This window comes from Pseudomonas sp. Irchel s3a10 (assembly GCF_900187525.1).
In the GTDB taxonomy this organism is placed as follows: domain Bacteria; phylum Pseudomonadota; class Gammaproteobacteria; order Pseudomonadales; family Pseudomonadaceae; genus Aquipseudomonas; species Aquipseudomonas koreensis_G.
Window position 1 is genome coordinate 673779 of the sequence record NZ_FYDR01000001.1, and the last position, 14605, is coordinate 688383.

General features: G+C 62.0%; 14 protein-coding genes. 3 read left to right on the forward strand and 11 right to left on the reverse strand.

Annotation, left to right across the window (positions count from 1 at the left end; translation table 11 throughout):
* Nucleotides 1–7: 7 nt before the first annotated feature.
* The 3 genes from imuA to CKW11_RS02980 form a co-directional block, all read right to left on the reverse strand.
* Complete coding sequence (gene imuA / locus CKW11_RS02970; RefSeq protein WP_095136293.1) at nucleotides 8–625, reverse strand: translesion DNA synthesis-associated protein ImuA; 618 nt, start codon at nucleotides 623–625, stop codon at nucleotides 8–10.
* Nucleotides 625–1242 (reverse strand): transcriptional repressor LexA, encoded by a 618-nt coding sequence (gene lexA, locus CKW11_RS02975; RefSeq protein ID WP_095136295.1) that lies wholly within the window; start codon nucleotides 1240–1242, stop codon nucleotides 625–627. The genes imuA and lexA overlap by 1 nt, the downstream gene beginning before the upstream one ends.
* Before the next feature lie 151 nt (nucleotides 1243–1393).
* The gene (locus CKW11_RS02980; protein WP_095136297.1) at nucleotides 1394–2311 is read right to left on the reverse strand and encodes a LysR family transcriptional regulator; all 918 of its coding nucleotides are present in this window, start codon (nucleotides 2309–2311) and stop codon (nucleotides 1394–1396) included.
* Between the two features lie 103 nt (nucleotides 2312–2414).
* Here CKW11_RS02980 and CKW11_RS02985 point away from each other — a divergent pair, with 103 nt between their 5' ends.
* The 3 genes from CKW11_RS02985 (at nucleotide 2415) to CKW11_RS02995 (ending at nucleotide 6982) form a co-directional block, all read left to right on the forward strand.
* A complete protein-coding gene (locus CKW11_RS02985; protein ID WP_095136299.1) occupies nucleotides 2415–4157 on the forward strand; it encodes an amidohydrolase in 1743 nt (580 codons plus the stop codon).
* A 194-nt stretch (nucleotides 4158–4351) separates the two neighbouring features.
* Nucleotides 4352–5089, forward strand: coding sequence for a TorF family putative porin (locus CKW11_RS02990; RefSeq protein ID WP_095136302.1), 738 nt, complete (start codon nucleotides 4352–4354; stop codon nucleotides 5087–5089).
* Nucleotides 5090–5323: 234 nt separating this feature from the next.
* Entirely contained in the window at nucleotides 5324–6982 is a 1659-nt protein-coding gene (locus CKW11_RS02995) for a phosphoethanolamine transferase (protein WP_095136304.1), read from the forward strand.
* Nucleotides 6983–7109: 127 nt separating this feature from the next.
* On the opposite strand, the gene CKW11_RS03000 is transcribed toward CKW11_RS02995, so the two are convergent.
* The 8 genes from CKW11_RS03000 to CKW11_RS03035 form a co-directional block, all read right to left on the reverse strand.
* Nucleotides 7110–7388 carry a DUF971 domain-containing protein gene (locus CKW11_RS03000; protein ID WP_095136306.1) on the reverse strand — a complete coding sequence of 93 codons (279 nt, stop codon included), beginning with the start codon at nucleotides 7386–7388 and terminating at the stop codon, nucleotides 7110–7112.
* Nucleotides 7385–8347: a HEAT repeat domain-containing protein gene (locus CKW11_RS03005; RefSeq protein ID WP_095136308.1), complete on the reverse strand. Its 963-nt coding sequence runs from the start codon at nucleotides 8345–8347 to the stop codon at nucleotides 7385–7387. Before CKW11_RS03005 ends, CKW11_RS03000 begins: the two co-directional genes overlap by 4 nt.
* Nucleotides 8344–9192: an ABC transporter ATP-binding protein gene (locus CKW11_RS03010; protein WP_095136321.1), complete on the reverse strand. Its 849-nt coding sequence runs from the start codon at nucleotides 9190–9192 to the stop codon at nucleotides 8344–8346. The genes CKW11_RS03005 and CKW11_RS03010 overlap by 4 nt, the downstream gene beginning before the upstream one ends.
* Nucleotides 9192–9974, reverse strand: coding sequence for an ABC transporter permease (locus CKW11_RS03015; protein WP_095136323.1), 783 nt, complete (start codon nucleotides 9972–9974; stop codon nucleotides 9192–9194). The genes CKW11_RS03010 and CKW11_RS03015 overlap by 1 nt, the downstream gene beginning before the upstream one ends.
* Before the next feature lie 130 nt (nucleotides 9975–10104).
* Entirely contained in the window at nucleotides 10105–11508 is a 1404-nt protein-coding gene (locus tag CKW11_RS03020) for an ABC transporter substrate-binding protein (protein ID WP_095136325.1), read from the reverse strand.
* Between the two features lie 251 nt (nucleotides 11509–11759).
* Nucleotides 11760–12005, reverse strand: a complete 246-nt coding sequence (locus tag CKW11_RS03025; protein ID WP_003225615.1) for a ferredoxin family protein — start codon at nucleotides 12003–12005, stop codon at nucleotides 11760–11762.
* A 25-nt stretch (nucleotides 12006–12030) separates the two neighbouring features.
* A complete protein-coding gene (locus CKW11_RS03030; protein ID WP_095136327.1) occupies nucleotides 12031–13761 on the reverse strand; it encodes a fumarate reductase/succinate dehydrogenase flavoprotein subunit in 1731 nt (576 codons plus the stop codon).
* Between the two features lies 1 nt (nucleotide 13762).
* Nucleotides 13763–14509 carry a GntR family transcriptional regulator gene (locus CKW11_RS03035; protein ID WP_095136329.1) on the reverse strand — a complete coding sequence of 249 codons (747 nt, stop codon included), beginning with the start codon at nucleotides 14507–14509 and terminating at the stop codon, nucleotides 13763–13765.
* Nucleotides 14510–14605: the final 96 nt, after the last annotated feature.

Genomic DNA, 14605 nt, shown 5'->3' on the forward strand with positions numbered 1-14605 from the left:
GACGACCTCAGTGCCCCACGGTAAACGCAATCGGCGCGGTGCGCGCCAGCCCGCCACGGCATTTGAGCACGCGCAACTGCGCCGGTCTGGCGTCGATGGCAATGCGCAACGCGGCCGGCGACGGGTTGATCGCCTCGCTCAACGGGCGCCAGGCAAACGCCAGGGTCTGGCCGGTTTCTGCCGCTACCTGCAAACGCCGCAACGCCCGATCATCAGCCTTGTGCGGCCAGCACAGCACCGCGCCGCAACTGCCCGAACGCAGGCATTGCTCCGCCGCCCACAAGGCATCGCGTTCGCTGGCCTGAATCACCGACAACTGGCGCAGATCGACCCCGGCGTTCGCCCACGCCTGCGGGTACGGCACGAACGGTGGCGCCACCAGCACGATGCGCTCGCCCGCTGTCGACAACCGCGCCAGCGTTGGCCACACCAGTTGCAGCTCGCCGACCCCGGGGCCGGCCAGGAGGATTTCACTCAACGCCGCTTCCGGCCAGCCGCCGCTGGGCAGTGCCGCATCCAGCGCGGCATGCCCGGTGGGTTGCGGGCTGGCGGCCGGTGGCGCAGGCCGGCCCTTCCAGACCTGGCCGCCATTGAACAGCGTATCGAGTGCAACGACGGCGCCCATCAGCCTTGCCTCACCAGACCGCAGAACACCCCTTCGATGGCCAGATCCTGATCGTCGCGCACGACAATCGGCTGGTACGCCGGGTTGCGCGGCAGCAGGCGCACTGTAGTGCCGACACGTTCGAAGCGTTTGATCGTCACTTCACCGTCGAGGCGCGCCACCACGATCTGGCCGTTGAGCGCCTCGGGATTGCGCTTCACTCCCACCAGATCGCCGTCGAGAATGCCGTCCTCGATCATCGAATCGCCCTGCACCCGCAGCATGTAGTCGGGCGCACGGGAGAACAGCGCCGGGTCGAGCATCAAGCGGTTATGGATGTCGGCATCCGCGCCGATCGGCGCACCGGCAGCCACCCGGCCGAGCACGGGAATGTCGAGCAGCTCCGGCCGCGCGGGTTGCCCGAGCAGGCGAATGCCCCGGGCCTGATGCGGATTGACCTCGATAAACCCGGCTTCGGTGAGCGCCAGCACATGCTTGCGCGCCACGCTGCGCGAGGCAAAACCAAAAGCCTCGCTGATTTCAGCGAGGCTTGGGGGCTGACCGTGTTCGGCGATGCGTTCGCGGATAAAGGTCAGGATGGCGGTACGGCGGGGAGTGAGATTAGTCATGGAGTACATTTGTACTCCTGTGGGATTTTACTGACAAGCACCGCCAGTCGGCCCAAACCGACCATCCACAAAAATCAAAAGATCGCAGCCTCGTTTCACTCGTCAGCTCCTACAAATAAGACGACTCGGGAACTGCGGCAGCTCCTACAGGGAACGGGCGTCAGTTCAACCCACGCTCGGTCAGAAATGCCGAGATGTAATCGATGAATGCGACGACCTTGGCCGTGGCCCGTCGATGGCTGGGGTACACCGCAAGAATGTGCGGGCCGAAGGTGTCGGGGTCGATTTCATACTCAGCCATGACTTGCACCAGACGCCCGTCGGCAATGTACGGCGCGGCGCTCCACAGCGGCGTGTGCAGCAAACCGCGTCCGGCCAATGCGCTGGCCAGTAGCAGGTCATAGTTGTCGCTGCGCAAACGCGGCGCCGTCGGTTGTGCCAGGCTCAGCCGCTGGCCGTCGCGCTCGGCCCACCAGAACTCGCGGCTGAGCAACGGGTGCTGATACAGCAGCCATTCATGCTGTTCGAGGGTTAGCGGAGTGACCGGCAAACCCTTGCGCGCCAGATAGTCCGGGCTGCCGCACAAGGCCAGGCGATTGCTGCCGACCACCCGGGCGATCAGCCCCGGCAAGTCGTCATGGCCTTCGCGCAAGGCCAGGTCGTAGCCGCTTTCCAGCAAATTGACGAACGCGTCGCACAGATCCACTTGCAGGCTGATCTGCGGGTATTGCTGCAAAAAGCCGTCGCACACCTGATCGAGAAACGCCCGCCCGTAAGCCAGCGGTGCGGTGATTTTCAGGCTGCCGCGCAAACCGTGCTGCAACTGCTCGATTTCCTCGCTGGCCTCCTCCAGTCGCTGCAACACCAGCCGCGCGGTTTCCAGATAGACCCGGCCGATTTCGGTCAGCAAAATCCGCCGCGTGCTGCGTTCGAACAGCCGCGCACCGAGTTCCGTTTCCAGGTGATTGACCGCTTTGGTCAGGGCCGACGGGGTCTTGCCCAACTGCTCCGCCGCGCGGCTGAAACTGCCGAGTTGCGCGGTGACCACGAACATTTTCAGTGCACCCAGCTTGTCCATGCTTTTTCCATTCAGGCAAAAACGTTTTTCGTGAGGGAGGCGTTCTGTCGGCCAGTGTCAGCCACTAATCTGGCCATCAGACGCAATAACAAGGAAATCTTCAATGAAAAGATTCATTCCGAGTCTGTTGGTGAGCGCTGTAAGTTTTGCCTCGATGGAAGCCATGGCCGCCACTGATCTGGTACTGGTCAACGGCAGGATTTTCACCGCCGACCGTTCGCAACCGAAGGTGCAGGCGTTGGCCGTGGAAAACGGCAAGGTGCTGAAAGTCGGCAGCGATGCGCAGATCAAGGCGCTGATCGAGCCTGGTACACAGGTGATCGACCTCGGCGGCAAGACGCTGATGCCGGGCTTGATCGACAGCCATTCCCACGCGATTTTCGGCGGCCTGGAGATGGTCTCGGCCAACATGGAAGACGAAGTCGTCGCCCTCGACGAACTGGAAAAACGCCTGCGCGCCTGGCGTGACGACGGCAAGGCCAGACACGGCGATGTGCTGAGCATTGCCGGCATGAGTTCAGCGTACTGGGCGCAGGCCGAAGCGCTGGGCAAAACCTTCAACCACGGCGAGTGGGCTGACGTGCCGGTGGTGTTCACCGGCAGCGATCACCACACCGCGTGGGCCAACAACGTGATGCTCAAGCGCGCCGGCATCGACGCGGCGTTGCTCAAGACCCTGCCCGCTGCGGAACAAGACACCATCGGCAAACTGGCCAGCGGCGAGCCCAACGGTTTTCTGGTCGATGCCGGCTGGGACCGGGTCGCCGCCAAAATGCCGGTGCCGAGCCCGGCCGATATGCTCACCGCAGCCAAATCCGCGGTGCGCTTCAACAACAGCCTCGGCATCACCGCGTGGATGGACCCCGCCGCCAACGCCGCACCGGGCGAGGCCGTGTTCGCGCTCAAACCCACCGAGAAAACCGTCGGCGTGCTGCCGGCCTACAAAGCGCTGTCGGAAAGCGGCGACATGAGCGTGCACGTCGCAGCGTTGCTGGTCGCCAACCCGAAAAGCCTGCCGGCCGATCTCGATACCCTGGATAAGGTGCGCCAGCAATTTCAGGGCATCCCCAACCTGACCCTGCCCGGGGTCAAGATCTTCGCCGATGGCGTGATCGAGTACCCGGCGCAGAGCGCGGCGATGATCGACCCGTACCGCAACTCGCACAAACAGGGCGAACTGCTGATCGATCCAGAGCATTTCGGCGAACTGGTCAGCGCCATCGACCAGCGCGGCTGGCTGGTGCACATCCACGCCATCGGCGACCGTGCGGTGCGTGAATCACTCAACGGCATCGAACGCGCGCGCCAGGATCGGCAGAGCGGCATCACTCACTCGATCACCCACCTGCAGATGGTCAATCCGAAAGAGTTCGCCCGTTTCAAGCCGCTGAACGTGATCGCCTCGATGCAATTGCTGTGGGCCAGTGCCGACGACTACACCACCGACATGATCAAGCCCTACGTCAGCGCCCTCGCCTTTCGCTATCAATACCCGGCGCACTCGCTGCTGAAACAGGGCGCGACGATTGCCGGTGCCAGCGACTGGCCGGTGTCGTCGCCCAACCCGTTCAACGCCATGGCCCAGGCCATCACCCGCGTCGGCCCGCTGGGCGTGCTGAATGCCGACGAGCGTCTGGATCGCGAAACCATGTTCTACGCCTACACCCTCAACGCGGCGCGCACGATTGGCCTGGAGAAGCAGATCGGCTCGCTGACGCCGGGCAAACAGGCGGACTTTATCGTGCTCGACCGCGACGTGTTCAGCGTCGACAACAAGGCCCTGCATGACACCCAGGTGCTGCAAACCTGGTTCGGCGGACGTCAGGTCTATACCGCCAGCCAATAACAACAGGATCCCCCTCGCTTTTGTGGGAGGGGGCTTGCTCCCGAAGGCGGTGCGTCAAACCCACATTGATGTCGACTGACACACCGCTTTCGCGAGCAAGCCCGCTCCCACAGGGACTGTGAGGGTGGCCGAGATTGCATTCCCTCCATAGTTTTCGTACTGCCCAAAAATAATCATAACATCGGGACTTCTCCATGAAAGCCTTGCCCCTGTTCGCCCTCGGTTTTTCCAGTCTGCTGCCCTTGAGCAGCCAGGCGATCCCCCTGAACGACGACTTCGCCGTGCTGGTCGACCTGACCCTGGCCAGCGACTACCGCACCCGCGGCATCTCGCAAACCCAGAATGACCCGGCCATGCAGGCCGGTCTGACCTTGGCCCACAGCAGCGGTTTGTACGTGGGGGCCTGGAGTTCCAACGTCGATTTCGGCGGTGGCCTAAAAACCCGGCAGGAGGTCGATTACTACGCCGGCTGGCTGTGGCAGGCGAGCGAGGACATCAGCCTCGATCTGGGTTACCTCAAGTACGCCTACCCCAAGGAAAGCCAGTTCAACCAGAGCGAGGTCTACGGGATTCTCGGCGTCTACGGGGTGAAGCTGGCGGCGTATTACTCCAGCGATGCGCCGGGGGTCGACAGCAAGCAGAGCTCGCTCTACACCTATATCGGTTACGAAACCGGGCTGCCGTTCGATTCCGGGCTGAAACTGCGTTACGGCAACATGGACTTCAAGGACCCGCACCTGTACTCGGCGTCCGGGCATGGCGAGGACAGTTATCGGGAGTGGGAGGTCAAGCTGACCCACAACCTGGCCGGGGTGGTGTTGGGCCTGAGCTACATCGACACCGATCTGTCGCAGAGCCAATGTCTGAGCAACTGGGGGTTCAAGGATGTGTGCACGGCGACGGTGGTCGCGAGCGTGAGCAAATCCTTCTGAAAATCATGACTCCCCTGTGGAATCGGGCTTGCTCCGGAAGGCGTTCCGACGAAGGCGGTGTGTCAGGCGCCATGAATGTTGAATGGACGACCGCCTTCGCGAGCAAGCCCGCTCCCACAGGTTTAGATTTGCGCCCGAGTTTTGTTACAGGATGTTTACGAATTTTTTACTAATGTTCTTCTACAGTTACGCGCATTACTGCGCGGGTTCCATTCGAGTAGAGGAATGTTTGTAATGGCTTTGGGCAAAGGACTGCGTTTACCGTCCATCACCTCCACCCGCCTGGTGCTGCTGTTTTCCCTGGCCATGGTGGCGCTGTACAACCTGGCAACCTGGAAGGCGCTGGGTACGTTGATCACCCTGCAAGGTGCGCACAAACTGGCGTTTTTTGCTTCGTTCGGGCTGTTCCTGTGGGCGGCGATCACCCTGCTGCTGACCCTGGTGTCGTTTCGCTGGACGCTGAAACCGGTGCTGAGCGTGGTCGCTCTGCTCTCGGCTTGCGCTGCGTATTTCATGAACGAATACGGGATCACCATCGACACGGTGATGATCCAGAACGTCTTCGAAACCAACCCCGGCGAAGCCGCTGCGCTGTTCAACGGCAAGCTGCTGGCTTACGTGTTGCTGCTCGGCGTGCTGCCGGCGGCGCTGATCTGGCGCTGGCCGGTGCGTTATCGACCGTTCTTTCGCGGCTTGCTCAACAAGCTGCTGGTAAGCGCCGCCTGCGTGCTGGTGATCGGTGCCTCGGTGGGCGCGTTCTATTCGACCTACGCGCCGATCTTCCGCGAAGAAGACAAGCTCACCCACTTCATCAACCCGACCAACTACATCTACGCCATCAGCAAATACACCAAGCAGCGCCTGGGCATCAAAAAGCACTTTGTGGTGCAGGCCATCGGTGAAGACGCGGTGATGAGCGCGAAAGCCGCCGGCCGCGAGAAGAAGTCGCTGATGGTGTTTGTGGTCGGCGAAACCGCCCGCGCCGATCACTTTTCGCTGAACGGTTACGCGCGCGAGACCAATCCCGAACTGAGCAAACTGGACGTCTTCAACTTCACCCAGGTGCATTCCTGCGGCACGTCCACGGCGGTGTCGGTGCCGTGCATGTTCTCGATGTTCCCGCGTGAGGACTACAGCGACAAGAAAGGCAAAACCTACCAAGGCCTGCTGGATATCCTGCAACGCGCCGGCGTGCAGGTGCTGTGGCTGGACAACAACAGCGACTGCAAAGGCACCTGCCTGCGCGTGCCGCACCGTGACATCGCGAAGAACCAGCCGGGGCCGTTCTGCGACGGCAACAACTGCCTCGACGAAGCGCTGCTGGCCGACCTGCAGACTTACATCGACAGCCTCAAGGGCCACGCGATCATTGTCCTGCACGCCGACGGCAGCCATGGCCCGGAATACTACGAGCGTTATCCGCAAGCGCTCGAACGCTTCAAGCCGATCTGCCACACCAACCAGTTGGGCAGTTGCAGCCGTGATGAACTGGTGAACGTGTACGACAACACGATCCTCTACACCGACCACTTCCTCGCCAAGGTCATCGAGTTGCTCAAGCGTAATCAGGACACGCTGGACACCTCGATGCTGTACGTCTCCGACCACGGCGAATCGCTGGGTGAAAACGGCCTGTACCTGCACGCGGCGCCGTATGCGTTGGCGCCGGAAGCGCAGACGCATGTGCCGATGGTGATGTGGTTTGGCAACAACACTCTGGCGCAACTGGGGATTGATCGCGATTGCCTGCAAGGCAAGACCGGGCAGCCGGATCTGAGCCATGACAACCTGTTCCATTCGGTGCTGGGATTGTTTGAGGTGAAGACCGCGCTGTATCAGCCGGGGCTGGATGTGTTTCGCGGGTGCCGGCCATCCATGACGGCTGGGCAATAACCCGGAGTTGCACCTATACCCTTGTAGGAGTGAGCCTGCTCGCGATAGCGGTGTGTCATTCAACAATGATGTCGGCTGATACACCGCTATCGCGAGCAGGCTCACTCCTACAAGGGGCTGTGGCACATCAAGAATCGAGCTGTGCCAGATAGTCCCACGGGTAGATCCCGCGTTGATGGCCATCGCTGAACACCAGTTGCACGCCATAGCCCTGCGGGTTGATTTCGATCAGGCGGACGCGCTCATCGACCAGCGGGGTCATGCCTTTCAGGCGAAACGCGCGGCACTGCGAGCACGGGCACTGGCGGCGCAATTCGGCGTGATTGAACAGTGATTCGCGGCCGTCCGGCCAGCTCAGGCGCAACGTCTGCTGGCGCTGCGAATTGCCCACTGACAGCGGATTCATTGCAGCTGACTCAAGGCAATCCGCACTGCTTTGCGCACTTCCGGGTCGCCATCGTCCTGCGCCGCCTGCAACGCCGCCACCGCGCCGCGATCATTCAGTTCGCCGAGGGCCAGCGCAGCTTCCTTGCGCAGGTTGCTGATGCGATGGCCGAGGGTCTCGATCAAGGCGTCCAGCGCCGGTGCAAAACGCAGGCGACCGAGGCTGCGAGTGGCGCGCAGGCGGACTTGCCAGTAGTCATCGTTCAAGGCGTCGATCAACGCCGGGCCGGCGTCGCTGTGGCCGACTTTGCCCAGGGTTGTCGCGGCTTCTTCGCGCACTTGCCAGGCAGTGTCCTGCAGCGCTTGACGCAGGGCCGGCAGCACCTCAACGCTGGATGCCAGACCCAGGGCACCGGTGGCGGCGCGGCGCACTTCGGTGTCCGGGTCGGCACTGGCCAGTTGCGCCAATGCCGGCAGTACGTCCAACTGTTTGAGCCAGCCGAGCACCCCGACGGCTTCGCGACGCACATTGGCATCGGCATCGCTCAATGCGGTGATGGCGGCTGGTGCGGCATCGGCGAAACGCAACTCGCGCAGAGCCCTGAACGCGGCGATTCGCACACTGACTGCGGCGTGATCGGTCCACGGCAGAATCACCCGGCCTGCGGCTTCAGTTTTGAGCAGGCTCAGACTTTGCGCGGCGGCGGCCTGCACTGCCGCAGACGGATCGGTCAGTGCCTGACACAGCGCAGCCACCACCGGTTCGTCTTCCCACGCTTCCAGCAGCCGCGCAGCTTCGGCACGGACTTCTTCGGCGGGATCTTCGCTCAGTCTTTCGACCAGCCACAGCAGGCCGTCAGGCTCCTCCAGATCCGCCAGTTCAATCAGGGCAATACGTCGCACACCGGCATCGTCTGCGGTCAGACGCGGTTGCAGGGCGAGGATGTCGTCGTTGTCGGTCACAGCAAAAAATGAGGTCATAGGGCAAATCGCGGCAAAGGGTTTTCGGGAGGCAGGCCGAGCGGGTTGAGGCGCGGCAGCGGTCGGGAGTTGTCGTGGCGCAGCAGGTCGAGGCAATGGCGCTTGAGGCGAGAGAATTCGGCGCTGGTCACCAGTTCGCTGGTGCGCGGACGCGGGAAGTCCAGGCGCAGGTCTTCGATGATTCGACCCGGACGTGCGCTCATCACCAGCAAGCGGTCGGCGAGAAACAGCGCCTCGTCGATGTCATGGGTGACGAACACCACGGTAGTGCGAATCCGCGTCCAGATGTCCAGCAGTAGCTCCTGCATGTTCAGGCGGGTCAAGGCATCCAGCGCGCCGAACGGTTCGTCCATCAGCAACAGCCGTGGACGATTGACCAGCACCCGAGCAATCTCCACCCGTTGCTGCATGCCGCCGGAAAGCTGATCGGGCCAGCGCTCCGCGAAGCCGTCGAGGCCGACCAGTTTGAGCATTTCATCCGCCGCGCGATGGCGTTCAGGCTTGGCGATGCCGCGCATCTTCAGGCCGAAAGCCACGTTGTCGCGCACCGTGCGCCATGGAAACAGCGTGTGGTGCTGGAACACCATGCCGCGCTGCGGCGACGGCCCGGACACTTCGCCGCCATCGACTTTGAGGCTGCCGGTGTGGGCGCTCAAGTGACCGGCCAAAGCGCCGAGCAAGGTCGATTTGCCGCAACCGGACGGGCCGAGAATGCACACGAACTGGCCTGGCTCGATCTGGCAATCCAGACCTTGCACGGCTTCGAAGGCTTGTTGCCCCTGACCGAGAACGATCGACAACTGGCGAATATCGATCCGCCCTTCGGGGGTTTGCATTGCGCTCATCAGGCTTTTCCTCGTGGTCGATGCCAAGGCGTGAACAGCCCGCCCAAGCGCTTGATCAGCAGGCTGCTGCCCATGCCCAGCACACCGATCAGCAGCATGCCGACGACGATGTCGGCGTAGTTCTGAATGGTGTAGGACTCCCAGGTGTAGTAGCCGATGCCGAACTGCCCGGAGATCATCTCGGCGGTCACCAGACAGAACCACGAGGTGCCCATGCCGATGGCGAGGCCAGTGATGATGCTCGGCGCAGCCCCCGGCAGAATCACTTCAAGCAAGATCGCCCGGCGCCCTGCCCCGAGGCTTTTTGCCGAGGCGATCAGGCGCGGGTCGACGCCTTCGACGCCGTGCACGGTGTTGAGCAGGATCGGGAACAGCGCACCGGTAAAAGTGATGAAGACCATCGACAGCTCCGACGACGGGAACATCAGGATCGCCAGCGGAATCCACGCCACCGCCGGAATCGGCCGCAGCACTTCCAGCGGTGGCAGCAGCAGGTCTTCGGCCCATTTCGAGCGGCCGATGGCCAGCCCCAGAGCGATGCCGATCACCAGTGCCGCGAGGTAACCGGCGAACACGCGGCCGAGGCTCGCGCTCAGGTGCTGCAGCAGCTTGCCGGAGTCGCCCAGACCCAACGCCGCTTCGATCACGGCCAGCGGGGTTGGGACGTTGGCGAAGGTGACGAGGCCGAGGTTCCAGTGGTGGCTCGCGGCGAGTTGCCAGAACAGCAGGCAGAGCAGCAAAGAAGCAGCCCTTGGAACCCAGCGCTTAACAGAACTGAACATAAATATTCCTTTCACCACGTCCCCTGTAGGAGCTGCCGAAGGCTGCGATCTTTTGATCTTGCTTTTTAAAATCAAAGTCAAAAGATCGCAGCCTTCGGCAGCTCCTACAGAGGGGCGCGGTGTTCTCGGGTTAGCGGGTGGCTACGGCCTGGGTCGTGGCATCGGTAAAGTCGAAAACCTTGCCGCCCTGCGCCGCCGCATATTGCTGCGCTTGGCCCTTGAGCAGAAACGCGCTCAAGCGGCCCTTGGCATCGCTGGCAAACCACGCCTGATCGGCAAGCAGCTTGATCCCGCTGTCACTGGCCTGGGCATACACCGCGCGGATGTTTTTGCCTTCCTGCTTCAGTGCGGCGAGCGCGGTGAACGCCGATTCCGCCGAGGCGTACCGGCGCACCTTGGCTTCGCCGCGCACCCAGATTTCGGCGACGTGGCTGAAGTCTGTGATCGCTTTGCCGGTCGCCGCATCCAGCGCTTTCAACGGCGTTTGCGCGTAGTTGGCGAGTTGCGCGGTGTAGTCCAGATTCGAAGCCTTGAAGGCGGCGCGGATGTACTGATCGTCGATGAAGGTGTTGAGGTCGAGGCCGCGATCAGCCTTCTTCAGCAGCTTCAGGGTGTCGATCGCCGTGCCCACTGCCTGACGGTATTCCGGCTTCCAGCTCAGGTCGCGGGTCTGCACGCCGAGCGGGCCGTGGAACAGGTAGTTAACCTCGGCATCGACGCCGGTGACCTTGGCGATCAGCTCGCTGTACTTCTCAGGCTCAGCAGCCAGCAACTGATTGGCCTCGATGCTCGCCCGCAGGTAGGCGACGACGATTTCCGGGTACTGTTTCGCGTAAGCCTGATCGACCAGCGCGCCGTGGAAAGTCGGCGCGTTGGCCTGGGCGCCGTCGTAGATCTTGCGGGCGAAACCACGACTGGGGAACAGCTCGGCGAACGGCACGAAATCGGCGTGGGCGTCGATCTTGCCGGCCTGTAACGCGGAGCCGGCGACCTCCGGCGGCTGGGCGATGATGTTCACGTCTTTCAGTGGATCCCAGCCCTGCTCCGCCACCGCGCGCAGCAACATGCCGTGGGCGGTCGAGGCGAACGGCACCGAGATGGTCTTGCCCTTGAGCTCACTCAACGCCTGCACCCCGGACGCACTCGGCACCACGATGCCGTTGCCGCTGCCCTTGATGCTGCCCGACAACACGCTGATGAACAGGCTGTGCTTGCCGGCGGTTTCGAACGCCACCCCGTTGAACGCGCCGGGGAAATCGGCCATGGCGCCGAAATCGAGTTTGCCGGCGACCATCTCATTGGTCAGCGGCGCACCGCTGGTGAAGTTCTTCCACTGCACGTCGTATTTCGCGTCTTTATAAGCGCCGTCGTGCGGCAGGTATTTGTCGAGCAGACCGAGCTCGCGAATCAACAGCCCGCCGGCGGCGCAGTTGATGGTGGTGTCCTGGGTGCCGATGGCGATGCGGATGGTTTCGGCCGAGGCCGACAGAGTGAAGGTTGCCAGTACCAGACCGGCGAGTGCTGCACGCAACATGGTGTGTTTCCCCTCGAATCATTTATTGGATGTTCGTCTCCGCCGCGATCAGGGCGCGGTGGGAAACGAGGGGTTTCGGTTATTCCAGCGTCCGGGGTATGCCGGATGGCTTTTTGAGTTACCAACATTCCAGTGTGGGAGGGGGCTTGCTCCCGAATGCGGTGTTTCAGTCAATAAGGATGCCAGCCATGCCGGCCTCTTCGGGAGCAAGCCCCCTCCCACAGGGGATCTCCTGTCTGCTGGTATTTGTATCAGCGCAGGAGGTAAGGGATGTCGACTTTGACGGCACCTGTCGGGCAGTCCTTTTCACAAGGCATGCAGTACCAGCATTCATCAAATGCCATGTAGGCCTTTTGCGTGGCCGGGTTGATCGCCAGCAGGTCCATCGGGCAGACGTCGACGCACACGGTGCAGCCCTTTTCGGCGATGCATTTGTCCTCGTCCACGGTGACCGGGGCGTTGGAGCGGAAGAAGATTTCCTGGGCTTGATAGGCCATGGTTCGGACTCTCTCTGGTGATGCATCAAGCGGCGAACGCGCCTACCCGCAAGCGGTCGTAAGCCTGCATTTCTTCGGCATCGAGCGGGATGATGTACGGCTCGACAGGTTTCTTGAAACTGGTCATCCGGCCGTCTTCGCCCTTCTTCAGGTGGCAATGGCATAACCATTCAGCGTCGTTGCGCTGCGGGTGATCGACGCGATAGTGGTACAGGCCCCAGCGACTTTCAGCGCGGAACAGCGACGCACGGGCGGCCATTTCGGCGCAGTCGCGGATCACGCTGGTTTCCATCGCGCGCATCAATTCGTGGGCATTGTTGGCCTTCATCTGATCGAGGTCGCGTTCGATGTCGCTGAAACGCTGCAAGCCGATCTGCATCTTCTTGGTCACTTTCGGCGGTTGCAGGTAGTCGTTGACGAAGCGCCGCAGCTTGTACTCGACCTGCGCCGGCGGCAGCCCCTGTTCGCGATCCAGCGGTGCGTAGACCCGCGCTTGCTCTTTCTCGATCTGCCCGGCATCCAGCGTCGAGAACTCGCGCCCGGCGACGAAATCCGCGGCGTTGTGCCCGGCGAACCAGCCGTAGGTGAACGCGCCAAGCATGTAGTTGTGCGGCACGGCGGCCATGTCCCCTGCCGAGTACAAGCCTTTAACCGAAGTCTCGGCCCGCTCGTTGACCCACACCCCGGACGCCGAATGGCCGCTGCAAAAGCCGATCTCAGAGATGTGCATCTCGACCATTTGCGTGCGGTAATCAATGCCACGATTGGCGTGGAACTGACCACGACTCGGACGCTCGTTGCTGTGCAGGATTTCCTCGATGTTCTGGATGGTTTCCTCGGCCAGGTGATCGAGCTTGAGAAATACCGGGCCGTTGCCGCTTTCCAGTTCCTGGTGAAACTCCCACATCATCTGCCCGCTCCAGTAGTCGCACTCGATGAAGCGTTCGCCCTTGTTGTTGGCGGTGTAGCCGCCGAGCGGGCCGGTCACATAGGCGCATGCCGGGCCGTTGTAGTCCTTGATCAACGGGTTGATCTGGAAGCATTCGAGGTTGGCCAGCTCGGCCCCGGCGTGATACGCCATCGCGTAGCCGTCACCGGCGTTGGTCGGGTTCTCGTAGGTGCCCATCAGGTAGCCCGAGGACGGCAGACCGAGGCGACCGGCCGCACCGCACGCAAGAATCACCGCTTTGGCCTTGATCACATGGAAGTCGGCAGTTCGGCAATCGAAGCCCATCACACCGTTGACCGCGCCCTCCTCGTCGGTGAGCAAACGGGTGCAGACCAGCCGGTTGGTGATGCTCACCCGCGCACGTTTCAACTGCCGGTAAAGGACCTTTTTGATGTCGTGCCCTTCCGGCATCGGCAGCACGTAGGCGCCCATGTGGTGGACTTTTTTCACCGCGTAATCGCCGGTCTCGTCCTTTTCGAACTTCACGCCCCAGCGATCCAGTTGCTCGATGGTTTCGAAGCTGTGAGTGGCATAGGCGTACACCGCCGCCTGATTGACGATGCCGTCGTTGGCGATGGTGATTTCCTTGGTGTACTGCTCCGGCGTCGAGTGCCCGGGGATGATCGCGTTGTTCAGGCCGTCCATACCCATGCTGATCGCGCCGCTGCGTTTGACGTTGGCCTTGTCGACGAGCAGCACGCGCAGGTCGCGGTTCTTCTCTTTGGCCTTGATCGCCGCCATCGGCCCGGCGGTGCCGCCGCCGATCACGACGATGTCGTATTCCTGTTCCAAGGTCTTGCGGGTCATGTCACGCCCCTTTTTGCCGGTCGATCCGCAGGCGGTACTGGAACGCATCGCCACGGTAGTAAAGGTGTTCGAAGTCCAGCGGCTGGCCGTGGGCATCGTGGGTCAGACGCTCGATGCGCATGATCGGCGAGCCGGCTTCGACGTTCAGCGCCTGGGTCAGGTCGCTGTCAGCCAGCACCGCGTCAATCGCCAGATCAGCGTGGCCGAGGGCGATGCCGCAGTCGTTTTCCAGAATCAGGAAGATGTCGCGAGTCACCAAATCGGCCTTCTCCAGCCGTTCGCCGACGGCTTTGGGCAGGTAGGTGATTTCCAGCGAGATCGGTTCGCGGTTGATCAGCCGAACGCGTTTGATCTGCGCCACGGTCTCGCCTTCGGCGACTTGCAGGCGCTCGGCGACACGTTTGTCGGCGGGGATGAATTTGAAGCTGCGCAGGCGGTTGATCACCTCGTAGCCGCGCCCGGTCATGGACTCGGCGAGGCCTTGCAGGCTGCTGACGTTCTGAAAGGTTTTCGGCTTGGCGACGAAGGTGCCTTTGCCGTGAATCTTGAAGATCAGCCCTTCCTTCTGCAGATCGCCCAGTGCCTGGCGCACGGTGATGCGGCTTACTTTGAACAGCGTGCCGAGTTCGCTTTCGGACGGCATCTGGCTGTCTTGCGGGTATTCGCCGTCAAGAATACGTGCGCGCAGGACATCGCGCAGTTGGGTGTGCAACGGGACGCTGCTCAGGGAAAGTACGTTATCGGTCATCAGGGATCACTTGTTATAACGAGTTATGACGTGATCTTAGAGACGTTATGACAAGTTTGAGAAATATTGTTTGGGCATAACCTTAGACACGACGAC